Origin of the sequence: Yinghuangia seranimata (genome assembly GCF_029953285.1) — a bacterium.
Lineage (GTDB): Bacteria > Actinomycetota > Actinomycetes > Streptomycetales > Streptomycetaceae > Yinghuangia > Yinghuangia seranimata.
The window spans coordinates 101,584-122,101 of the sequence record NZ_JASAOI010000054.1 but is presented as its reverse complement, the minus strand read 5'-3'; the positions used below and the strand labels follow the sequence as shown (position 1 = coordinate 122,101).

Annotated in this window: 20 protein-coding genes and 1 pseudogene; 15 read left to right on the top strand and 6 right to left on the bottom strand. The window is 71.9% G+C overall.

Annotated features, from left to right (window positions below):
• Nucleotides 1-982 precede the first annotated feature (982 nt).
• The 4 genes and pseudogenes from QI554_RS32425 to QI554_RS32410 all read left to right on the top strand — a co-directional run.
• Nucleotides 983-1,927, top strand: a pseudogene (locus QI554_RS32425) (pirin family protein); the annotation flags it as partial.
• A 348-nt stretch (nucleotides 1,928-2,275) separates the two neighbouring features.
• Nucleotides 2,276-2,548 carry a hypothetical protein gene (locus tag QI554_RS32420; protein WP_281475230.1) on the top strand — a complete coding sequence of 91 codons (273 nt, stop codon included), beginning with the start codon at nucleotides 2,276-2,278 and terminating at the stop codon, nucleotides 2,546-2,548.
• A gap of 5 nt (nucleotides 2,549-2,553) precedes the next feature.
• Nucleotides 2,554-3,225 (top strand): hypothetical protein, encoded by a 672-nt coding sequence (locus QI554_RS32415; RefSeq protein ID WP_281475229.1) that lies wholly within the window; start codon nucleotides 2,554-2,556, stop codon nucleotides 3,223-3,225.
• Between the two features lie 92 nt (nucleotides 3,226-3,317).
• The gene (locus tag QI554_RS32410) at nucleotides 3,318-3,581 is read left to right on the top strand and encodes a hypothetical protein (protein ID WP_281475228.1); all 264 of its coding nucleotides are present in this window, start codon (nucleotides 3,318-3,320) and stop codon (nucleotides 3,579-3,581) included.
• Here the strand turns inward: QI554_RS32410 and QI554_RS32405 are convergent.
• Nucleotides 3,574-4,056: a GNAT family N-acetyltransferase gene (locus QI554_RS32405; RefSeq protein ID WP_281475227.1), complete on the bottom strand. Its 483-nt coding sequence runs from the start codon at nucleotides 4,054-4,056 to the stop codon at nucleotides 3,574-3,576. The two genes, QI554_RS32410 and QI554_RS32405, sit on opposite strands and share 8 nt — an antisense overlap.
• Nucleotides 4,057-4,149: 93 nt before the next feature.
• On the opposite strand from QI554_RS32405, the gene QI554_RS32400 reads away from it, so the two are divergent.
• Complete coding sequence (locus QI554_RS32400; RefSeq protein ID WP_281475226.1) at nucleotides 4,150-4,965, top strand: endonuclease/exonuclease/phosphatase family protein; 816 nt, start codon at nucleotides 4,150-4,152, stop codon at nucleotides 4,963-4,965.
• Here the strand turns inward: QI554_RS32400 and QI554_RS32395 are convergent.
• Nucleotides 4,952-5,395, bottom strand: coding sequence for an ADP-ribosylation/crystallin J1 (locus QI554_RS32395; protein WP_281475225.1), 444 nt, complete (start codon nucleotides 5,393-5,395; stop codon nucleotides 4,952-4,954). The genes QI554_RS32400 and QI554_RS32395 overlap by 14 nt on opposite strands.
• Nucleotides 5,396-5,567: 172 nt before the next feature.
• Here QI554_RS32395 and QI554_RS32390 point away from each other — a divergent pair, with 172 nt between their 5' ends.
• Together QI554_RS32390 and QI554_RS32385 are read left to right on the top strand one after the other, a co-directional pair.
• Complete coding sequence (locus QI554_RS32390; RefSeq protein WP_281475224.1) at nucleotides 5,568-5,822, top strand: hypothetical protein; 255 nt, start codon at nucleotides 5,568-5,570, stop codon at nucleotides 5,820-5,822.
• Nucleotides 5,823-5,958: 136 nt separating this feature from the next.
• A complete protein-coding gene (locus tag QI554_RS32385) occupies nucleotides 5,959-6,474 on the top strand; it encodes a GtrA family protein (protein WP_281475223.1) in 516 nt (171 codons plus the stop codon).
• 39 nt (nucleotides 6,475-6,513) lie between these two features.
• On the opposite strand, the gene QI554_RS32380 is transcribed toward QI554_RS32385, so the two are convergent.
• Together QI554_RS32380 and QI554_RS32375 are read right to left on the bottom strand one after the other, a co-directional pair.
• The gene (locus QI554_RS32380) at nucleotides 6,514-7,812 is read right to left on the bottom strand and encodes a hypothetical protein (protein ID WP_281475221.1); all 1,299 of its coding nucleotides are present in this window, start codon (nucleotides 7,810-7,812) and stop codon (nucleotides 6,514-6,516) included.
• 98 nt (nucleotides 7,813-7,910) lie between these two features.
• Nucleotides 7,911-8,450, bottom strand: coding sequence for a PadR family transcriptional regulator (locus QI554_RS32375; RefSeq protein ID WP_281475220.1), 540 nt, complete (start codon nucleotides 8,448-8,450; stop codon nucleotides 7,911-7,913).
• A gap of 125 nt (nucleotides 8,451-8,575) precedes the next feature.
• Between QI554_RS32375 and QI554_RS32370 the strand changes: the two genes are divergently transcribed.
• Nucleotides 8,576-9,130 carry a hypothetical protein gene (locus QI554_RS32370; protein ID WP_281475219.1) on the top strand — a complete coding sequence of 185 codons (555 nt, stop codon included), beginning with the start codon at nucleotides 8,576-8,578 and terminating at the stop codon, nucleotides 9,128-9,130.
• Between the two features lie 92 nt (nucleotides 9,131-9,222).
• A complete protein-coding gene (locus QI554_RS32365) occupies nucleotides 9,223-10,485 on the top strand; it encodes a carotenoid oxygenase family protein (protein WP_281475218.1) in 1,263 nt (420 codons plus the stop codon).
• A 1-nt stretch (nucleotide 10,486) separates the two neighbouring features.
• Here QI554_RS32365 and QI554_RS32360 read toward each other — a convergent pair whose 3' ends face one another.
• Entirely contained in the window at nucleotides 10,487-11,059 is a 573-nt protein-coding gene (locus QI554_RS32360; protein ID WP_281475217.1) for a TetR/AcrR family transcriptional regulator, read from the bottom strand.
• A gap of 168 nt (nucleotides 11,060-11,227) precedes the next feature.
• Here QI554_RS32360 and QI554_RS32355 point away from each other — a divergent pair, with 168 nt between their 5' ends.
• On the top strand, nucleotides 11,228-11,818 hold the full coding sequence (locus QI554_RS32355) for a GNAT family N-acetyltransferase (protein WP_281475216.1): 591 nt from the start codon (nucleotides 11,228-11,230) through the stop codon (nucleotides 11,816-11,818).
• On the opposite strand, the gene QI554_RS32350 is transcribed toward QI554_RS32355, so the two are convergent.
• Nucleotides 11,734-13,212 (bottom strand): MFS transporter, encoded by a 1,479-nt coding sequence (locus tag QI554_RS32350; RefSeq protein WP_281475215.1) that lies wholly within the window; start codon nucleotides 13,210-13,212, stop codon nucleotides 11,734-11,736. The genes QI554_RS32355 and QI554_RS32350 overlap by 85 nt on opposite strands.
• A gap of 258 nt (nucleotides 13,213-13,470) precedes the next feature.
• On the opposite strand from QI554_RS32350, the gene QI554_RS32345 reads away from it, so the two are divergent.
• The 5 genes from QI554_RS32345 (at nucleotide 13,471) to QI554_RS32325 (ending at nucleotide 19,916) form a co-directional block, all read left to right on the top strand.
• A complete protein-coding gene (locus QI554_RS32345) occupies nucleotides 13,471-14,409 on the top strand; it encodes an NADP-dependent oxidoreductase (protein WP_281475237.1) in 939 nt (312 codons plus the stop codon).
• Between the two features lie 39 nt (nucleotides 14,410-14,448).
• The gene (locus QI554_RS32340; protein ID WP_281475214.1) at nucleotides 14,449-15,120 is read left to right on the top strand and encodes an alpha/beta fold hydrolase; all 672 of its coding nucleotides are present in this window, start codon (nucleotides 14,449-14,451) and stop codon (nucleotides 15,118-15,120) included.
• A 143-nt stretch (nucleotides 15,121-15,263) separates the two neighbouring features.
• Nucleotides 15,264-17,540: an MMPL family transporter gene (locus tag QI554_RS32335; protein WP_281475212.1), complete on the top strand. Its 2,277-nt coding sequence runs from the start codon at nucleotides 15,264-15,266 to the stop codon at nucleotides 17,538-17,540.
• Between the two features lie 138 nt (nucleotides 17,541-17,678).
• Complete coding sequence (locus tag QI554_RS32330) at nucleotides 17,679-18,167, top strand: iron chaperone (RefSeq protein WP_281475211.1); 489 nt, start codon at nucleotides 17,679-17,681, stop codon at nucleotides 18,165-18,167.
• A gap of 210 nt (nucleotides 18,168-18,377) precedes the next feature.
• Nucleotides 18,378-19,916: an alpha/beta hydrolase gene (locus QI554_RS32325; RefSeq protein ID WP_281475210.1), complete on the top strand. Its 1,539-nt coding sequence runs from the start codon at nucleotides 18,378-18,380 to the stop codon at nucleotides 19,914-19,916.
• Nucleotides 19,917-20,518 lie beyond the last annotated feature (602 nt).

The window sequence follows — 20,518 nt, the reverse complement described above, 5'->3', positions numbered from 1 at the left end:
CCGCGCCTCTAAACCTGGGCCCGAGACCCGCCCAGTCGGTCACATCGCGTAAGCGGGCGTCGAGGCAGGCCAACCACCCTGCCTCGACAGCGCGTAGCGATCGTCAGGCGACGTACTTGCGGGGGTTTTGCTGCGCCGCCGCCCGACGTGGGCGGCGGCGGCGCAAGACCACCAACCCGGTCGGGGCGGCAGGCCCCTAGCAGAGATCGCGGAACAGGCGATGGGCTAGAGCGCGGCGCGGCCATCGGCCGCGCCGCGCAACCCTTGTACCTGGAGACGGCGTCGAGGCCACGAGCCAGGTGTCTGACTCACAGTTGGCTCGTGGCACTGCAGAGTGTCGAATATGTGCGCGCTTGAGGGGCGCGAGTGCGCACATCCTCCATGTGCCCGGACCTGCGGCGGGCGACCGGGGACCAGGATCTGGTGCTGTGTCGCGTCGCAACTGCGGGCTGCGGCATGCAAGCCCTGCCGTTCGCGTCGAGCGCCGTTCACCGGTCTCGATGCTGGTACGTGGCGGAGTCCGACCTGCCTCGACGGCGCGAAGCGCTCGTCGGGCCACGTACGCGGGGTGTGGGCGCGGCGCGGCCCACGGCCGCGCCGCGCATCATCCTGACCACCGACGGGATCCTGGTCCGCGCCGGTTTTGTCTGGGTGTCCGCGCGCTTGCGGCGCACGGGAACGTACGGCCCGGCCCTGCGGTCGGTCGGTTGGGGCGTGCTGTGGCCCCGCATGGTCGCTCGCCATTGCCCGCTCGTCCTGTACGGCCCACGTCCTCGCGTGGGTCATGTATGGCTTGCGCCTGCCGCCTGGCTCTGCCCGGTCTGCCGTGTACCTCCTGGTTTGTCGGTGCCTTCCTCGTCTCCATCTCTGCGCCCGCCCGGATTTTGTTGCGTGTTCAACTAGCGGAATGTTGAGCGGTCAACTAACGTTCTAGCCAGCAGACCCGGGGAGGCCGGGCCGAGGCGCTATAGAGGAGGACGCCATGCCCGCCGTGACGGTGGAGAACCCGTTGGCGCTGCCGCGACTGCACAAGCCCGCTGTCGGAGCGCGGCCCCGCAAGGTGGTGCAGGTGGCCACCGCGCCCAGTGGGCTGGAGGGTGAGGGGTTTCCGGTTCGGCGCGCGTTCGCGGGGGTCGACCAGGCGCGTCTGGATCCGTTCATCATGATGGACCAGATGGGTGAGGTGGAGTACCAGCCCGGCGAGCCGAAGGGCACGCCGTGGCACCCGCACCGTGGTTTTGAGACGGTCACCTATCTGATCGACGGCACGTTCCGCCACCAGGACTCGGCCGGCGGCGGCGGTCTGATCACCGACGGCGACACGCAGTGGATGACCGCCGGGTCGGGCCTGCTGCACATCGAGGCTCCGCCGGAGGAACTCGTCGTCAGTGGCGGCCTGTTCCACGGTATCCAGCTGTGGGTGAACCTCCCGTCGTCGCTGAAGATGAGCGACCCCCGCTACCAGGACATCCGGTCCGGCAGCGTGAAGCTCCTCAGCACCGAGGACGGCGGCGCGCTGGTGCGGTTGATCGCCGGGTCGGTGGCCGGATTCGACGGTCCCGGCATCACCCACACGCCGATAACGCTCATCCACGCGTCGGTCAGCCCGGGCGCACGGCTCGAACTGCCGTGGCAGCCGGACTACAACGCGCTGGTGTACGCGCTGGCGGGCGCCGGCACGGTCGGCGCCGAGCAGCGGCCGCTGCGCACCGGCCAGACCGCGGTGTTCGGCGACGGCGACAGCGTGGAGCTGCGCGCCGCCGAGCGGCAGGACGGGAACACGCCCAACCTGGAGGTCGTGATCCTCGGCGGCCTGCCGATCCGTGAGGAAATCGCCTGGTACGGCCCGTTCGTGATGAACAGCCACGCAGAACTCGCCCAGGCGTTCGATGATTTCCGGTCCGGACGGATGGGCAACATCCCCGCGGGGGGGGGGGGGCCCCCCCCCCGCGGGGGGGCCCCCGCGCGGGGCTCCCCCCCCGGGGGGCCGGGGTCCCGCGCGGACGGATGGGCACCCGGGCCTGGCGGCCCTCCCAAGCCCGGCGGGTCAGGCCTGACCCAGGGGAGCCGCCGACACCGGCAGCCGCACGAAGCGGGGGCCGAGGGTGCACACCCTCGGCCCCCGTCGTGCTGCTGACGAACTGTCAGGTGTCCTAGGCTGTCCGCCGAGGGTGTTCGTGTGGTTGACGCTGCCCACCGGGCTGGCCACACTGAGCAACGTCAAACCGGAACATACCGGTTCGTGGGCAGCACACCGGGCGGGAGGCGGTGGACGATGGCCGATTCTCCGTGGCGTAAGAGCATTCGCGAGAGCACCGTCAAGAACCGCACGAACACGGTGAACTGGGCGGCCAAGGGGCTCATCCACTCCGACCTGCTGACCGCCCTGATCCTCGGCGCGGCGTGTATCGCCGCCGTCGTCCTGCACCTGCGTGGGCGGGACGCGAAGGCCGAGTGGGTCGGGGTCGCGGTCGCCTTGCCGTGGGTGCTGGCGGCCTACCGGCACCACAAGATCTGCAAGCCGTGCCCGCGCCAGAGGGGCGGCTGACTCCCATGAGCACTGCTGGATCCGGGGGTTCGGGCAAACGTCCGGGCCGACTGGGCGGGCTGGGCGGACGGCTGGGCCGTCCCCGTCCGGCGAAGCCCGCGGCTCCCGCACCGGCCGCGCCGCGCGCCGGGTGGAAGCCCAAGGGCTCGCCGCAGAGCGGTGGTTCGTCCGGCGGGCGCCCGGCGGGCGATCCCACGCGCCGTACCCCGCCGTCCCGGTCGACCGGCGGCCGCTCCGGTACGCGCCGCGCTCCCGACGATCCCGCCGCCAAGCAGGCCGCGGACCGCCCCGAGGGTCAACGGCGCCGCATACCCGGGCAGTTGCTGCCGGGCAAACGCGGCGACGGCGCCGACGCCGACCAGGCGGGCGGCGCCCCGGGCGGCGAGTCCGGCACGCGTCCCGAACTGCCCGGTCAGGGCGGCGGCTGGAGCGGGCCCGGCGGCTACACCGCGATCGATTACTTCATGTTGATCCCGGGGGCGGCCGTCGCCTACTACGGTGGCCGGTTGGTCCAGCAGTGCGCCATGGAGGCGAGCGGCCGGGCCGCGTTCTTCCTGTGGCTCATGATCGGCTTCTGGGTCACCCTCGGCACCGCACGCTGGCCGGCGTTCCGCATGCTGCGCTGGGCGTGGGTGCTGGCGGGTGTCCTGGGCGCCGTCTGGACTCCCGGACGATGACCGGCAATTCACCGTCGTAGCACGCTCGCCGCCCCGCCTACCGGGGTAGGTCACGCACACAGGGATCCACAGCGCTGGACCGGAGGGGAACCATGTACACGCCACTCGCCGCTGTCGTCGCCGCACCCGAGGACACCACGACGGTCGGACAAGGGGTGACGATCGGCGTACCGATCATCATCATCTTCATCCTCTTCTACCTGGTCACCCACAAGGGCTACAAGATGGGCGGGCTCATCCTCGCCTTCGTGGCCGGCGTGATGCTGTCCGGGACGGCGGCGGCCGGGTCGCTGTCGCAACTGGTCGAGTCCGTGGTCAACGCGGGGGTCAACGGCGTCACCGACGTGTTCAAGTGACGGACGGACCGCGGGCGGCCCGGCCACCGGGCCGCTCCATGTACGACGTGTCGGGTGCCGCGAACCCGAACTTGGCGTACAGGCCGTGCGCGTCGGAGGTGTGCAGCATCCAGCGGAAGTCCCGTCCGGGGCCCTCCTCGACGATGACGCGCACCAGCTCCTTGCCGAGGCCGCTGCCGCGCGTCTCGGGCAGCACGTACACGTCGGCCAGGTAGGCGAACGAGCGGCCGTCGGAGACGGCCCGCGCGAAGCCGACCATCGCTCCGTCGGCGCGCCGGTACGCCCCCACCACGCGCCAGGACGCGTCCAACTGGTGTTCGAGGTCGGTGCGTTCCCGCCAGCGCCCCCAGTAGGCGTCGCTCGACAGGAACGCCCACACCGCGTCGCGGTCCACCCGCGCAGGGTCGTCGTCCACCTCGTAGCCGGTCTCCGCGTCGTCCGCCGGGTCGGCCGGGCCGTTCTGGGTGATCGTCATAGCGGCGACCCTAACTCCGCGCGCCTGACGGCCGACAGCGCGTTTCGGTGTGACGATCTCAGGGATCCGGCAGCGCACGAGAGGACCCGAGAGATGCCGTTGATCGGCCCCGCCGAGCCCGGCGCCGTGCACGTCATGTCGTTCAATCTGCGCGGCCCCGAGGACCCCGCGCCACGCGGCTGGGCGGACCGCCGTGCGGCCGTCGAGGCGGTGCTGGAGGAGGAGCGGCCGACCGTGCTGGGCACGCAGGAGGGCCGCTGGCACCACATCCGTGACCTGGCGGCGGCACTGCGTCCGGCGTACGACTGGGTGGGCCTGGGCCGGTCGGGCGGCAGCAACTCCGAGTTCACCGCCGTGTTCTACGACTTCGCCCGGCTGGAGCTGCTCGCCTATGACCACCTGTGGCTGTCCACCGTGCCGAAGCTGATCGGTTCGCGGACGTGGGGCAACATCCAGCACCCGCGCATGCTGACCTGGGCGGCTTTCCGCGACCGTGCGACCGACCGCGAGTTCGCGGTGGTCAACACGCACTTCGACCACTTCTCGCCGCTCGCCCGCACGCGCAGCGCGCACCTGGTGCGCCGGCTGACCAGGCGCAAGCTGCACGCCAAGCGCCGCCCCGTGGTGCTGACCGGCGACTTCAACGCGGCGGCGCCGGAGGCCCGGCCATACCGGGTGCTGACCGAGGACGGCCTGTTCCGCGACACCTGGACGACCGCGGCCGAGCGCCTCGGCCCCGATGTGCGCACCTGGAACGGCTGGACGGCCCCGGAGCCGGGCGGCCGGATCGACTGGATCCTGGCGGACCGGCACTGGACGACGGACGCCGCGGCGATCAACACCGCGACGCCCGGCGGCCGGCACCCGTCCGACCACTGGCCGGTGCAGGCGCTGCTCAGGTTGGCGTGACCGCGGGGTCGTCGGCCGGGTCGTACTCGCCGTCCGGGCCGAACGCGCGGACCACCTCGATGCGTCCGGCGATGTGCGCGTTGAACTCGGGAAGCTCCTCTGCCGGCACCCACAGCTCGAGAATGGTCCGCCCTCCGGCGTGCCGCACCGGGTAGCGGGCGAGGAACGCGGTGTCGACCTCGAAGCGCGTGACGTAGCCGTGCCCGCTCGCGGGGACGTTCCAGTCGCGCGCGATGCGGACCGCGTAGTCCTCGTTGAGCACCGGGTAGAAGATCGGTTGGTCGGGCAGCCGCGGCGGCCACGCGCGCCAGCCGGAGTCGGCGACGAGCGCGAGTTCGGCGGGGCCGGTCGGCCGCCACAACGTCGTCGTGGGGCCCTGCGGGCCCGGCCCGGTGGTGCGGTGCGGCGCCCCGCCGCTGTGCGTCGTCACGGCCAACTCCCGTCCATAGAGGGGCGAACGGAGGATTTTGCCGGAAGCGGGTTTGCCGTGGCCAGATGTTTTCCGCCGCTTGACGCGAGCGCCTCGCTTCGTGCCCCCGCTTCCGTCATAGTGGCGTTGACCCGGGTGCAGCCGGGTCGGGGGGACGACACGGAGGTGGGTTGTGGCAACCCGTCAGGCCCGTCCGCGCGCGCAGATCGCCGCGGCGGCGCCCGTCAGTTTCGGCAGGCTCTGGGTGCGCCGCGGCGCGCAGGGAGTGTGCGTGCTGGCACTCATGCTCATCGTCGCGGGGGGCGACGTGGGGGCGGCGAACATCGCCAACCCGGCGCTCGACCGGGTCGCGGACAGCGTGGGCGCCGTGAGCCGCTTCCTCGACAAACTGCCCGGCAGCACCGTCCACGACTCCAACGGCGGTTGAGCGCGGGCTCCGTGGCGGTCGCGGGCGGCTGCTGAGCGCACGCTGACACGCCCCTGTCACGGCCGCCGGCCGTGCTGACAGCGGCTGTCAGCGCGCGGTACGCGGCCCGTCAGCGGCCTCGGCGAGTCTTCACGACATGAAGACCGCATCGCTCGCCGCCAAGACCGCCAAGGCCCTCACCGGCACCGGCCCCGTCGCCTCGTTCATCCGCTTCGTCGGGTGCGGCGGGGGCGTGACCCTCGCCTCCAGCGCCGCACTGGTCGCGCTGACCGGCGTCGTGCCGTTCCTCGTGGCGAACGTCGTCGTCACCATCGTGTCGACGATCGCCACCACCGAGCTGCACGCCCGCGTGTCGTTCCGCAGCGACCGGCGCGGCTGGCGCACGCACCTGAAGTCGGCCGGCACCGCGGCGGCGAGCTTCGTCTTCACCAGCGCGGCGATGCTGATCCTGCACGCGCTGGTCGTGGCGCCCGGTGTGCTGCTGGAGCAGGGCGTCTACCTGGCGACCTGCGGGCTGGCGGGGATCGGCCGGTTCGTGGTGCTGCGCGTGGTGGTCTTCGCGTCGCGCGGCAAGACGGTCCCGTCGGCCCCGGTGCGGGTCGCGGTGGCGGACGCCGGCGTCGAGCGCGCCGCGGTGGTGATGGCCGCCTGACCCGCCGCGCGGGTCCGGACCGGTCTTCCCGGCCCCGCGCTACGCCGGACTCGCGCCCCCCGCGACCTTGCCGCGGGGGGCGCTGTCGTCGTCGAGGAACTCCACGATCGCCAGCGCGACCACGACGGTCAGCGTGATGCCGAGGATGACCACGCCCGTGGGGTAGCTCCACAGCACCAGCGCGATCGCGGCGCCCGCGACGACCGCCCATACGAGCCATTTCTTGTAGCGGTGCACCCACGGGCCGACCGGGCCGAGATGCGCGCCGGTCGCGGTGCGCGCGCCTGCGATACCGCTCTGCCACGCCGTGCGCACCTTGCGCGCCCACTTGCCCGGTCCGCTCAGCCACGTGCCGAGCGCCACGATGATGCCGAGGGTGATGACCATGCGGATGCTGGCGCGCAGGTAGCGGACGAGAGTGTCGTAGACCGCCGAGGCGGCCGGTTGCGATACGTCGGCGGGCAGCTTGTCGAGGTAGATCGCCCGGAAGATCGCGAGCCCGATGGCGAGCACCGCGACGCCGGCCGCGATGGCGAGCGCCGCCGTGACCAGCGCGCGGCGCCGGCGCGTCGCGAGCAGCACGCCGCCGGCGGCGATGACGACGGTGATCACCGGCATCCAGGTGCCGAGCAGGTCGAGCACCCGGAACCCGGTCTTGAGCTTCGCGATGTCCTTCGACTCCACGACGGTGAAGCTGGTGTGCACGTCGGGGATGTTCGCGGCGACGCCGAGGCCGGCGTCGACGAGCCGGGTCTTGGCGCGGTCGATGACCGGTGCGAGGTCGATGGTGACCGCGTCGTTGGTCAGTTTGACCGCGCCGTCGCCCTTGCCGGTGAGCGCTTTGACCATGGCGGCGTGCGCGTCCCGCATGACCCCGTTCCACACCGTCTGGAACTCGTCCGACTGGACGAACTTCAGGACGACGGTGTGCACGAACCCCGTGACGCCGTTGGTGATCGCGCCGCCCGCCTTGCCCAGCAGCTGGTCGACGAGCGGCCGGCCGGTCGACGGGAGGTCGGCCACGGCGGCCGGGATGTCGAGCTTCTCGACGACGGCGTCGGTGACCCGGTTCGCGACGGCGTCCTGCACGGCGGCGTTGGAGGCGAGCGGCGCCATCGTGGACACGAACCGGCTGGTGTCGGTGACCTGGCTCGAGGTCCACACCGCGACGGCCGACAGGGGTGCGAGGACCGCCGCGATGACGATGAGCAGTGCCGAGAAGAACGAACGCACCCGGTGGTGCTGCTTGTACGACGCCTGCGTCGCCTCGAGTTCCGCGACCCGGGCGCGCAACGCGTCAACTTCTGCGCGCTCGGGTTCGCTGCCGCCCTCGCTCATCGCGTCTCCCGCCTGGTCCTGGTCGGTGCCGTCCTACCAGGACAAGCGCAGGAGCCCGGCCCCGCAACCGGACGGAGGCCGGATGAGGGCCGTACGGGTCAACGGGGTTGGTCGCCCGCCCCGCCGGTCGCGAGCTGCTCGAGCGCCCAGTCGGCCCAGTCGGTCTGCACCGTGCTGAGGCGCAGGCCGTACTCCAGCGCGATGCGGCCCTGCGTCGACAGCGGGCTGTCGTCCCATTCGATGGACGCCTCGAGCGCGCGCAGGTGTTCGGCGCGCGCGGCGGCGAAGTCGCGCTGCCGGGCGAGGTAGGCGCGGCCCTCCTCCGCGGTCATCCGGTCGAGGAAGAACACGCGCAGCAGCATGTCGCTGCGGGTGACGCGGGTCGGCTCGGCGGACACCAGCCAGGTGTGCAGCTCGCCGCGCCCGGTGCCGGTGATCGTGTACTCCTTGCGGCCGCGCGGCCCTTCGGCGGACACCTCCAGGAGGCCGGCGTCGGTCAGCCGGCCCAGTTCGCCGTACACCTGGCTCTGGGTGGCCGGCCACACGTTCGCGAGCGAGGTCTCGAAGGCCTTGAGGAGGTCGTAGCCGCTCGCGGGCCGGTACGACAGCAGTCCGAGGAGCGCGTGACGAAGACTCATGACGCCAACAATACATGTCGGGGTTGACATGTCACTTGTGGAACGTCATTGTTTGACGTGTCGAAAGTGACACGTCGAAGACAGGGCGGCCGCCGAGGGGCGGCACCGGGCGAGGGGACCGACCAATGACCTACCTGCGCAGCTTCATCCCGTGGCTGGCGTTCGCGGCGATCTCCACCGCCGACTGGCGCTGGGGCGCGGCGGTCGCGCTCTTCGCGGCCGGGTCCTCGGTCCTCAAGGCCCAGCGCACCGGTGAGCAGGCCGACCTGCTCACCGTCAGCACGGCGGTCTTCTTCGCGGCCCTGACCGCCGTCGCCTTCGCCCGGCCCGACTCGGGCCTGCGGGACTGGACGGGCGCCGCGTCACTCGGCTGGCTGGGCGTCACCGCGTGGGCGTCGCTCGCCGCCGGCAAGCCGTTCACGCTGGTCATCGCCAAGCGCTCGGTGCCGCGCGAGGTGTGGGGCCTGCCCGGCTTCCACAAGGCCAACGTCGTCATCACCGCGGTGTGGGCCGCGTCGTTCACCGTGACCGCCGGAATCCTCGTCGCGCTGCGCGCCTCCGACGTGCACTCTGGGGTTGTGTCGACCGCGGTCCAGGTCGTCGGGTTCGTCATCCCGGTGGTGTTCACCGCCAAGTACCCGGAGTACGTGCGCAACCGGTCGCAGCGCGCCGCCGCGTGAGGCCGCTCTTCCAGATCTTCGGTTCCCGCCACGGCCGTTCGCGCCGTCCGCACCTTCTACGCCGCTCCCGCCTCTCAGACCAAGGAGTCCCGATGACCGTCCCCGCGCACCTTTCCGGCAACTACGCCCCCGTGTCCGAGGAGCGCACCGAGACCGAGCTCAAGGTCACCGGCACGCTGCCGGCCGAACTCACCGGCACGTACGTGCGCAACGGGCCCAATCCGAGGTCGGGCGAGTCACCGCACTGGTTCGTCGGCGACGGCATGCTGCACGGCGTCCGCCTCGAGGGCGGGCGCGCCGCGTGGTACCGCAACCGCTACGTCGACACGCACCGCGAGTTCTTCCGCCCGGACGGCAGTAGGGACCTCACCGCGGGCGCCGCCAACACACACGTCGTGCGGCACGCCGGGCGCACGTTCGCCCTCGTCGAGAGCTCGTTCCCGTACGAGGTCACCGCCGACCTCGACACCGTCGGCCCCTACGACTTCGACGGCCGGCTCACGACCGCGATGACCGCGCACCCGAAGATCTGCCCCACCACCGGTGAGCTGCACTTCTTCGGGTACGGGTGGGGGCGCCCGCCTTACCTCACCTACCACCGCGCCGACGCGGCCGGGGAGCTCGTCGTCAGCCGCGACGTGGAGGTGCCGGGGGCGACAATGATGCACGACTTCCATCTGACCGACCGGCACGTGGTGTTCATGGACCTGCCGATCGTGTTCTCGCTGGACCTGGTCGACAAGGGCCTGCCGTACAAGTGGGACCCGTCGTACGGCGCGCGGCTCGGCGTGCTGCGCCGCGACGACCCGCACGGCGCCGTGCGGTGGTTCGAGATCGAGCCGTGCTACGTCTTCCACGCGCTCAACGCGCACGAGGAGGGCGACCGCATCGTCCTGCACGTGATGCGGATGCCGAGCGCGGACGAGTCGAAGGCCGTCGGGATCTCGTCGTCGCTGTGGCGGTGGACCGTCGACCTCGCCTCGGGCACCGTGCGCGAGGAGCAACTCGACGACCGCGTCGCCGAGTTCCCGCGCATCGACGACCGGCTGGCGGGCCTCCCCGCGACCGTGGGGTACACCGTCACCGACCGCGCCCTGGTGCGCTACGACCTGGCGCGCGGCACGTCGATCGCCCACGAGTTCGGACCGGGGCGGACGCCGAACGAGTTCGCGTTCGCGGCCGCCGACGACCGCGCGGGCGGCGCCGGCTGGCTGCTCGGGTACGTGTACGACGCCATGACCGACACCAGCGACCTGGTGGTGCGGGACGCCGAGACGCTCGAGGCCGTGGCGGCGGTGCACCTGCCGGTCCGTGTGCCGTTCGGCTTCCACGGCGACTGGTTCGCGGCGCGCTGACTCAGCGGGGGAGGGCGCGCTCGGCGATCACGCGGATCAGCTCGTCGACGCGCTCCTCGGGGATGACGTCGGGCAGCGTCAGCCGCTCCAGCACCAGCCAGTTCAGCGCCAGGTAGAGCAGCACCACGGTGTCCGCGTCGCCCGGCATGCCGAGCTCCGGGTGGCGCTCGACGTTCCCGGTGAGGTCCGCGCTGATGGTGCCGGTCAGCATCGTCCGCAGCTCGGGCCGCCGGGTCGCCTCGAGCCGCAGCTCCAGGAGCGCCAGCCAGCCCTCGCGGTTCGCCGTGACCCGGTCGAAGATCTCCCGCGCGGTCGCCACCAGGTGCTCGCGGTCGTGCCGCCCGGAGCGGATCGCGGCGAACACCTCGGGCCCGGGCGCCATGCGCTCGAAGACGCGCATGCCGACCTGGTTGAGCAGCTCGTCGCGGTTCGGGAAGTAGTTGGTCGCGGTGCCGGTCGGGACGCCCGCGCGCTTGTCGACCGCGCGCAGTGTCAGGCCCCGGGCGCCCTCCTCGGCGAGCACGGCGATCGCCGCGTCGAGCAGCGCCGCGCGTCGTGCCGGGTTCTGCCGCATCGGGTCCTCGCTCCGGGCCGGGGGGTCGCGCCGGATTCTATCGGCGGGTGATCGGGTCGGGGTCGAACCGGCGGCGGCACCGCGGAGCTGCCGTCGGCGGACTACGGGTCGGGAACGTGCCCGCGAGCCGCCCGCGGATCCGTCCGACCCGCGAATTAGCCTGGGGGCATGACCGGTTCCGACCAGCCCGGACGGCGCGGCGGCCCCGCCGCGCCCGAGCTGACGCTGCGCGAGGTCTTCCCGGCCGACGACGCGCGGGTCGCGTCCGCGCTGTACCGGGTCGGGCGGGCGGCGTACGCCGTCGAGGCGGAGCTGATCGGCTTCTACGAGATCCCGCCGCTGTCGGAGACGCTGGCCGATCTGCGCGCGCTGCCGCTGCGCTGGCTGGCCGCGACGACGGCGCGCGGCCAGGTCGCGGCGTTCGTGGCGTGGCGGGAGTGCGGCGCGGAGGCGGTCGGCGGGGAGCGTCCGGCGGGCGACGGGGCACGGTCGGCACGCGACGGGGACCGGCCGGCGCGCGACCGGACGATCGACATCGACCGGGTCTGCGTCGACCCCGCCTGGTTCCGGCGCGGCCTGGCGACCCGGCTGCTCGTCCACCTGCTGGAGGAGCTCGCGCCCGGCTGCGACGCGGAGGTCGGCACCGGCGCCGCGAACACGCCCGCGATGACGCTCTACAAGCGCCTCGGGTTCGTGCTCGTCGACACCTTCGAGCCGGAGCCCGGGCTGCGCTTCGCGCGGCTGCGGCTCTCCCGCTGAACGCGGCGCGGCAGTCCGAGCGCCGTGACCGACGCGGCCGCGGCGACCACGCTCGCCAGGGCGAAGACCAGCTGGTAGGCGCCGAGGCTGGCGACGCGTACGCCGCCCGCGTCCGTCGTCATGCGGGTCAGCACGACGGCGACGACGGTGCTGCAGGTGGCCTGCCCGATGGTGCGCATCAGGACGTTGAGGCCGGTCGCCGCCGCGGTCTGCTCCTGCGGCACGGCCTGGATGACGAGCGTCGGCAGCGCCGAGTAGGCCAGCGTCGTCCCGACCGAGCACAGGGAGGCGCCCAGGGCGATCGTGAGCAGGTGCTCGCTGGTGAACACGCGGACCAGGTACGCGGCCGAGATGACGGCGGTGCCGAGTGCGAGCGTGACGCGGGCGCCGTACGCGTCGGACATGCGCGCGGACACCGGTGACAGCACCACCATGATCACGCCGCCGGGCAGCAGGCACAGGCTCGCGGTGACGGCCGACTCGCCGAGCCCGTAGCCGGTGGTGGTCGGCGCCTGGACGAGCTGCGCGGTCGCGAGCCAGTTGGCGTAGAACGCGAAGCCGGTGAGCAGTGCGGCGGCGTGCGGCAGGAACACCGTGCGGCGGGCCGCGAGGCGCAGGTCGACGACGGGTTCGCGGGCGTGCAGCTGGTGGCGCCCCCACAGCAGCAGGACGGCCACGCCGCCGCCGGCCAGCGCGGGGACGGTGGGCGACGTCCAGCCCCACTCGCCGCCCTTGGACACCGCGAGCAGCAGAGCGACGAGCCCGGCGGCCAGCATCACGGTGCCGACGAGGTCGAAGCGGCCCGGCGTGCGCACCGGCGACTCGGGGACGACGAACCACGACGCGACCAGGCCGAGCACGCCGAGGCCCGTGGTGACCCAGAACATCGTGTGCCAGTCGGCGTGTTCGACGACGATCGAGGCGAGCGGCAGGCCGAACGCGGCGCCCAGCCCGACCGTCGAGCTCATCAGCGCCGCCGCGGACCCGACCCGCTCGGGCGGCAGTTCGTCGCGCATGATGCTGGTCGCCAGCGACACGACGACGGCCGCGGTGCCCTGGAGCGCGCGGGCGGCGATGAGCAGGCGGATGTCGGAGGTGACCGCGCACAGCACCGAGCCGGCGGTCATGGTGGCGAGCGAGGCGAGCAGGACGCGGCGCTTGCCGTACATGTCGCCGGCGCGGCCGAGCACCGGGTTGAGGACGGCGCCGGTGACCAGCGTCGCGGTGAGCATCCAGCTGATCGTCGCGGGGGACGCGCCGGTCTCGGCGGGCAGGTCGGGCAGCAGCGGCACGACGACGGTCTGCATGAGCGCCATCAGGATGCCCGCGTAGGCGAGGACCGGCACGATCAGCCGCTGCCGCAGGCTCCGGGTGGGCGGGGGCGTCACGGTCATGCGGCACTCCCGTCCGTCGGCCGCGCCGGGTCGGCGCCGCAGCAATGTCATCAAGCGATGAACTGAACCTAGAGGGCGCTCGGCGGATCATCAACGGGTTCGCCGCACAAATCTGACGGACCGTCAGGTGAGGTGCCGCACAAAGGCGGACCGCCTCCCGGGCGTGATCCGACCCGCTCGGGAATCCCGGCCGCCGACGGAAGGTTCAGTTCGGCCGCATCCGCGACCCAACCGAATCTCCGGAGGACTGTGATGAAGATGCGCGCGATCGGCCAGGACGCGTTCGGCGGGCCCGAGACCCTGAAGGTCGTCGAGGTCGACCGGCCCGTGCCCGGACCAGCCGAAGTCCTCGTCAAAGTGCGGGCCGCGGCGTTCAACCCGACCGACGCGTGGCACCGTGCCACCGGCGGGCTCGCGGGCGGCGACGCGCCCGTACGGCTCGGGTGGGACGTCTCGGGCGTCGTCGAGGAGGTCGGCCCCGGCGTCACCGTGTTCCGGCCCGGCGACGAGGTGTTCGGGCTGCCGCGGCATCCGGCGCCGGCCGGCGCCTACGCCGAGTACGTGACGTCCCCGACCCGCCACCTCGCGCCCAAGCCCCTCGGGCTCACGCACACCGAGGCCGCGGCGCTGCCGATGGCGGCCCTGACCGCCTGGCAGGCGCTGGTCGACACAGCCGACGTCCGGCCGTGCCAGCGCGTGCTCGTCCACGCGGCCGCCGGCGGCGTCGGGCACCTCGCCGTGCAGATCGCCAAAGCGCGCGGGGCGTACGTCATCGGCACCGCGAGCGCCGCCAAGCACGCGTTCCTGCGCGCCCTCGGCGCCGATGAACTCGTCGACTACCGCACCGTCGACTTCGCCGAGGCGGTCTCCGACGTCGACGCCGTCCTCGACACCATCGGCGGCGATTACGGCCCGCGCTCGCTGCGCACCCTCCGCCCCGGCGGCATCGTCGTCTCCCTCGCCTCACCCGCCGAGGCCGCGCTCGCCGCCATCGCCGAACCCCTGGGCCTGCGCGCCGCGTTCATGATCGTCGAGGCCGACCCCACCGGGCTCCGCGAGATCGCCGCCCTCGCCGAGGTCGGCCGCCTCCAGCCGCGCGTCCACACCACGCTGCCGCTCGCCGACGCCGCCGACGCGCACCGGCTCGCGGAGACCGGGCGCACCACCGGGAAGATCGTTCTCACTGTCGACGCCTGAGGCACCGCCCGACGGCCTTTCCCGCAACGGAGCAGCGCAATGACCACCTTCGTCCTCGTCCCCGGTGCCTGGCACGGCGCCTGGACCTTCGAGCCCGTCGCGCGCGCCCTGCGCCGCGAGGGCCACGAGGCGTACCCGCTCACCATGACCGGCGTCGGCAGCCGCAGGCACCTGCTCAACGCGTCCGTCAACCTCGACACCCACATCACCGACGTGGTGAACCACCTCGAGGACGAGCAGATCACCGACGCCGTCCTCGTCGGCCACAGCTACGGCGGCATGGTCGTCACCGGCGCCGCCGACCGCGTCCCCGAGCGCGTCTCCGGCCTGGTGTACATCGACGCGGCGGTCCCCGAGAACGGCCAGTCCATCTGGAGCCTCGTCACGGACAACGAGCGCGAGTGGTACCTCAACGGCACCGACGCCACCGGCCTCACCAGCGCCCCGCTGCCGTTCTTCGACCCGCGCGCCACCCCGCACCCGCTCGCCAGCCTGCTCCAGGCGATCCGGCTGGACGGCAGCCTGGACCGCTTCGCGACCAAGCACTACGTCTACGCGACCGGTTGGCCCACCGAGTCGCCCTTCACCCCGACCTACGACCGCCTGACCGCGGACCCCGCCTGGCAGACCCACGCCCTCGACTCCGGCCACAACGTCATGCGCGACGCGCCGGACGCGCTGCTGAAGGTCCTGCTCTCCGCGGCTTCCTGATTCCCCTGACGGCAAAGGCCCGAGGCTGCCGCCTCGGGCCTTTCGCGCGCGAACTCCCGTGCGTCCGGGGTGGGTCTGGACCCACCCCAGGTCGGCGGCTGAGGGCAATGTCCGCGGCGGCGCGGCACAGAAGACTCGATGACGTGACCGAGACACGGACGCCGAATCGAGAGGGCGGGTTCGCCATGGGGCAGCCGACGAGCACCACGCCACAAGGCACGCCACGGGCGGGCAGGGGACGGAAGACCACCGCGACCGTGCGCCTCGCGCGGTGGAGTGCCACGAACCCCTGGCGGGCGATCGGGATCTGGGTCGCGCTCGTGGCCGTGTGCATGGTCGCGGGCGGGATGGCCGGGACGCACAAGGCCAAGGCGTCCGACATGGGCGTCGGGCAGTCGGGGCGGGCCGGGGAGATCACCCGGCAGTACGGGCTGGTGCCGCCGGCGTCCGAGAACGTGCTGATCACCGCGAAGTCCGGCACCCTCGACCGGGCCGCCGCCGAGCGGGCCGCCGCCGCGGTCACCGCGCGGATGAAGGGCCTCAAGGAGGTCGCCGGCGTCGGCGCGGCGATGGTCTCCGCCGACAAGTCCGCCTACCTCGTCCCGGTCGAGTACAAGGGCGACCCGGAGAAGGCCGCCGAGCGCGTCGGGCCGCTGGAGAAGGCCGGGCGGCAGGTCGCCGAGGACAACCCGGGGCTGCGCGTCGAACTCGTCGGCGACGGCTCGCTGCACAAGGGGATCGAGGACCAGGTCGGCAAGGACCTGGGTACCGCCGAGATGTTCAGCCTGCCGGTGACCCTGGTGATCCTGATGGTCGCGTTCGGCGCGCTCATCGCCGCGGCGGTGCCGGTGCTGCTCGCGCTCACCGCGGTGCTCGGGTCGTTCGGGCTGTACGGGCTCGTCAGCGCGCTGGTCCCCGACCCCGGCAGCGCCATGAACGTGATCATGATGATCGGCATGGCGGTCGGCGTCGACTACTCGCTGTTCTACGTGCGGCGTGAGCGCGAGGAGCGCGCCAAGGGCCTCGGCAAGATCGACGCGATCGAGGTCGCCGCGCAGACCTCCGGGCACGCGGTCGTGGTGTCCGGCTTCGCGGTCGCCGTCTCCATGGCCGGCATGTACGTCGCGGGCGACGCGATCTTCTCCGGGCTGGCCACCGCCGGCATCATCGTGGTCCTGGTCGCCATGGCGGGCTCGCTCACCGTCCTCCCCGCGCTGCTCGCCAAGCTCGGCAACAAGATCGACCGCCCGCGCGTCCCGCTGCTGTGGCGCCTGACCGCCCGCCAGGACCGCGAGCCGCGGCTGTGGAAGGCCATGCTGCGCCCGGCGCTCGACCACCCGAAGGCCACCCTGGGCATCTCCGTCGCGGCGCTCGCGGTGCTGGCCGTGCCGACCGTCGGGATGAAGCTGCAGAACTCGTCCCTCGAGGACTTCCCGCGCGACATGTCCGTCATCCAGTCGTACGACCGCATGACCGCGGCCTTCCCGGGCAAGCACGCCGCCGACGAGATCGTCGTCCTGTCCGCGCCCGGCAGGTCGAACGAGACCCGCGCCGCCCTCGACCAGGCGCTCGCCGAGGTCGGCACGCACCGGCTGTTCACGCACGAGGCCCCCGAGGTGAAGGCCTCCGCCGACGGCCGCGCTTTCACCGTCGACGTGACCTCGCCGTACGGCAGCACCAGCAAGCAGGCCAAGGACGCCCTGAACGCGCTGCGCGACGACATCCTGCCGAACACCGTCGGCAAGGTCTCCGGCGCCGAGTTCGCGGTGGCCGGCGACACGGCGGACAACGTCGACTACGCCGACCACGTGATGGAAAAGCTGCCGCTGGTCATCGGGTTCGTGCTGCTGCTGACCTTCGTGATGATGGCGTTCACGTTCCGCTCGGTGGTCGTCGCGCTCACCGCGATCGCGATCAACCTGCTCTCCGCGATGGCCGCGTTCGGCCTGCTCGTCCTGGTCTTCCAGGGCAACTGGGCCGAGGGCATCCTCGACTTCACGTCCAACGGCGCCGTGATCGCCTGGCTGCCGCTGTTCCTCTTCGTGGTCCTGTTCGGACTGTCGATGGACTACCACGTGTTCGTCGTCAGCCGGATCCGTGAGGCGGCGCTGAGCGGCATGTCCACCAAGCAGGCCGTGGAACGCGGCATCACCAGCTCCGCGGGCGTCATCACCAGCGCGGCGATCGTCATGGTCTCCGTCTTCGCGGTCTTCGCGACGCTGAGCATGATGGACATGAAGCAGATGGGCGTCGGCCTCGCCGCCGCGGTGCTCATCGACGCGATCGTGGTCCGCATCGTCGTCCTGCCCTCGCTGATGGTGCTGCTCGGGCACCGCAACTGGTGGCCGTCGAAGATGCCCCGCGGCCTCGAGGACACCGCCGCCGACAGCGACACCCGCGTCCTGCACCCGGTCGCCTGACCGACCCGGCACAGGCCCGGCCGAGCGGATCCGTCCGCCGGCCGGGCCTCGTCAGTTTTGGAGAAGCCCTCCCCGAGGGACCCTCCCTAACATTGATTGTGCGAGGTCAAGCCACCGAACGCCCCGAGAGGAAACACCATGAGCGACGCGCCGAAGGCCGCCAAGAAGACCGCCGCCGAGAAGAAGACCGGCCCCGCGTTCGACGGGTTCACCCCCGAGGAACGCGCCGCGATGAAGGAGCACGCCCGGGAGCTCAAGGCCGCCTCGCGCCGCGCCTCGAAGGCCGACAAGGCGGCCGAGGCCGAGCGCGAAGTGCTCGCCAAGATCGCCGAGATGCAGGACTCCGACCGCATCATGGCCGAGCGCATCCACGCCCTCGTCAAGGACAACGCCCCCGAACTCGCCCCGAAGACCTGGTACGGCATGCCCGCCTACGCCAAGGACGGCAAGGTCGTCTGCTTCTTCCAGAGCGCCGAGAAGTTCAACGCCCGCTACGCCACCTTCGGCTTCAGCGACCAGGCCACCCTCGACGAAGGCACCATGTGGCCCGCCGCGTTCGCCCTGACGAAGCTCACCCCCGCCGACGAGGCCGTCCTCGCCACCATCATCAAGAAGGCCGTCGCCTGACCCCTGCCCGGCACCCGCTCGAATGCGCGCGCGAAAAACAGCCAACCCGATGTTGGGGTCGTGTGGTAGTCATGCGGCGTGAGAATCCCCGTCTCCCCAGCAGCGCGCCGGCGCACGCTAGTTCGCCGCGCGATACCCGCGGCGGTCGTCGCGTCGGCGTTGCTCGCCGGCTGCACGACCAGCGGCTCCAAGCAACACAAGGCGAACGACGTGCAGAACGCCGCCGCTTCGCCCGCGCCGGAGTCCCCGGCGCCGCCCCCTCCTCCGCCGCCGCCCAAGCCCAAGGGCCAGGACGACCCGGCGCTCAAGGACTTCTACGGCCAGCAACTCGCCTGGCAGCCCTGCCCGGACGACCCGAAGACCAAGAAGAAGGACGAGAGCGACTTCCAGTGCGCCAAGCTCCACGTCCCGCTCGACTATGAGAACCCGGCGGCGCGGGCCGTCGACATCGCGGTGATGCGCGAGCCCGCCGCCAAGCCGGACAGCCGGATCGGTTCACTGCTCACCAACCCCGGCGGCCCCGGCCAGTCCGGCGTCGACTACCTCAAGTACGCGTACCAGGACTTCGACGGCGTGATCCACGACCGTTTCGACGTCATCGGGTTCGACCCGCGCGGCACCGGCGACAGCGCCCCCGTGCAGTGCCTCGCCGACGCCACCCGCGACCGCCGGAACGCCGACGACGGCCCCGACCCCAAGGACCACGCGGCCGGCAAGGCGTTCTCCGAGGCGCGCAGCAAGGAGTTCGCCGAGGCGTGCAAGGCGAAGTCCGGCGACCTGCTCGCGTTCGTCGGAACGCGCAACGTCGCGCGGGACATGGACGTGCTGCGCGCGGTCCTGGGCGACCAGAAGCTCAACTACCTCGGCTACTCGTACGGCACGTACCTCGGCTCGCTCTACACCGAGGAGTTCCCGGGCCGCATCGGCCGCCTCGTCCTCGACGGCGCCGTCAACCCGAGCGACGACCCGCTCGCCCACAGCGTCGACCAGCAGGTCGGCTTCGAGCAGTCTTTCCAGCACTTCGCCAAGGACTGCACCACGCACTCCGGCTGCCCGCTCGGCAGCGACCCCGACAAGGCCGCCGAGATCGGCGTCGACTTCCTCGACGGCCTGCGGACCAAGCCGCTCTCGACCCGCTTCGACGGCCGCAAGCTGACCTCCGGCCTCGGCTGGACGGGCATGACCAGCCTGCTCTACGGCAACGAGGAACGGTGGAAGTGGCTGCGTGAGGCCTTCAGCCTCGCGATGGACAAGAAGGACGGCTCCGCGCTGCTCTTCTACGCCGACAACTACAACGGACGCGACGACAAGGGCCACTACGACGGCAGCATGGACGCCATCTCGGCCATCCGCTGCGCCGACCGCCACGGCGACCAGCCCTCGCCGGACCGCATCCAGCAGGTCCTCGACCGCCTCCACAAGGAGGCCCCGCTCTTCTCCCGCGACACCGCCGCCGAGGACTTCCAAGGCTGGTCCTGCCAGTTCTGGCCCTACCAGACCCCCGAGAAGCCCCACCCGATCAAGGGCCCGCAGGACACCCCGATCCTCGTGGTAGGCACCACCGGCGACCCCGCGACCCCGTACGCCTCCTCGGAACGCCTCACCACCGAACTCGGCGACGCAACCCTGCTGACCCTCGAAGGCGAAGGCCACACCGCCTACGGCAAAAAGAGCACCTGCATAGACGACGCCGTCAACACCTACCTCACCGACGGCACCCTGCCCCCCACCGGCACCCGCTGCAAGTAGAACCCCAGACAGCAAACAAGGCCCAGGTCTACGACCTGGGCCTTCGTCATGGAGCGGGTGACGAGAATCGAACTCGCGCTCTGAGCTTGGGAATCACGTGCGTGATCAAGCTGGTATGGCGTCTGACCTGCACCGGAGGCCGCAGCACCCGGGTCCGCCCGCGCCGTTCGAACCCCCGGTTGACCGCGGTTCACCGCCCCGTCTGGCACGCATCTGGCACGTCCGCCGGAGTCATGACCGGCCTGCGCTGGCTCGTGTCGCACCTGACCCCGATGATCTGCGCATGATTATCGACGGGCCTCGCCGAGGCATGGACGTGGTCTTCGGCAGCGTCACCGAGTCTTGGGCCCGCATAGACACCTGGCTCGCGTCGCACGCTCCCGGAAGCCTCGCGGAGTTGAACCGGGCTGAGTGCCTGCTCATGACGCGCGTTGATGGGCCCAGCGACTCTAGTTGACTGAGAGTTAACGGAGATCACCTCCGACCTGGGCTGCCACCTTCTACCCTGCCCCTGACCTGCGTATTCTCTGCCACCGCTTGTCAGCCTCGGTCGCCGTTGGTTGACCCTCCACGGCCCACAGACGGCCCAGGATCGATCATGG

Excerpts from the sequence above, each read along its gene's own strand:
- QI554_RS32420 (WP_281475230.1), top strand. The coding sequence starts at position 2,276 with ATGGCCGATTCTCCGTGGCGTAAGAGCATTCGCGAGAGCACCGTCAAG.
- QI554_RS32415 (WP_281475229.1), top strand. The coding sequence starts at position 2,554 with ATGAGCACTGCTGGATCCGGGGGTTCGGGCAAACGTCCGGGCCGACTG.
- QI554_RS32410 (WP_281475228.1), top strand. The coding sequence starts at position 3,318 with ATGTACACGCCACTCGCCGCTGTCGTCGCCGCACCCGAGGACACCACG.
- QI554_RS32405 (WP_281475227.1), bottom strand. The coding sequence starts at position 4,056 with ATGACGATCACCCAGAACGGCCCGGCCGACCCGGCGGACGACGCGGAG.
- QI554_RS32400 (WP_281475226.1), top strand. The coding sequence starts at position 4,150 with ATGCCGTTGATCGGCCCCGCCGAGCCCGGCGCCGTGCACGTCATGTCG.
- QI554_RS32385 (WP_281475223.1), top strand. The coding sequence starts at position 5,959 with ATGAAGACCGCATCGCTCGCCGCCAAGACCGCCAAGGCCCTCACCGGC.
- QI554_RS32380 (WP_281475221.1), bottom strand. The coding sequence starts at position 7,812 with ATGAGCGAGGGCGGCAGCGAACCCGAGCGCGCAGAAGTTGACGCGTTG.
- QI554_RS32375 (WP_281475220.1), bottom strand. The coding sequence starts at position 8,450 with ATGAGTCTTCGTCACGCGCTCCTCGGACTGCTGTCGTACCGGCCCGCG.
- QI554_RS32370 (WP_281475219.1), top strand. The coding sequence starts at position 8,576 with ATGACCTACCTGCGCAGCTTCATCCCGTGGCTGGCGTTCGCGGCGATC.
- QI554_RS32365 (WP_281475218.1), top strand. The coding sequence starts at position 9,223 with ATGACCGTCCCCGCGCACCTTTCCGGCAACTACGCCCCCGTGTCCGAG.
- QI554_RS32360 (WP_281475217.1), bottom strand. The coding sequence starts at position 11,059 with ATGCGGCAGAACCCGGCACGACGCGCGGCGCTGCTCGACGCGGCGATC.
- QI554_RS32355 (WP_281475216.1), top strand. The coding sequence starts at position 11,228 with ATGACCGGTTCCGACCAGCCCGGACGGCGCGGCGGCCCCGCCGCGCCC.
- QI554_RS32350 (WP_281475215.1), bottom strand. The coding sequence starts at position 13,212 with ATGACCGTGACGCCCCCGCCCACCCGGAGCCTGCGGCAGCGGCTGATC.
- QI554_RS32345 (WP_281475237.1), top strand. The coding sequence starts at position 13,471 with ATGCGCGCGATCGGCCAGGACGCGTTCGGCGGGCCCGAGACCCTGAAG.
- QI554_RS32340 (WP_281475214.1), top strand. The coding sequence starts at position 14,449 with ATGACCACCTTCGTCCTCGTCCCCGGTGCCTGGCACGGCGCCTGGACC.
- QI554_RS32330 (WP_281475211.1), top strand. The coding sequence starts at position 17,679 with ATGAGCGACGCGCCGAAGGCCGCCAAGAAGACCGCCGCCGAGAAGAAG.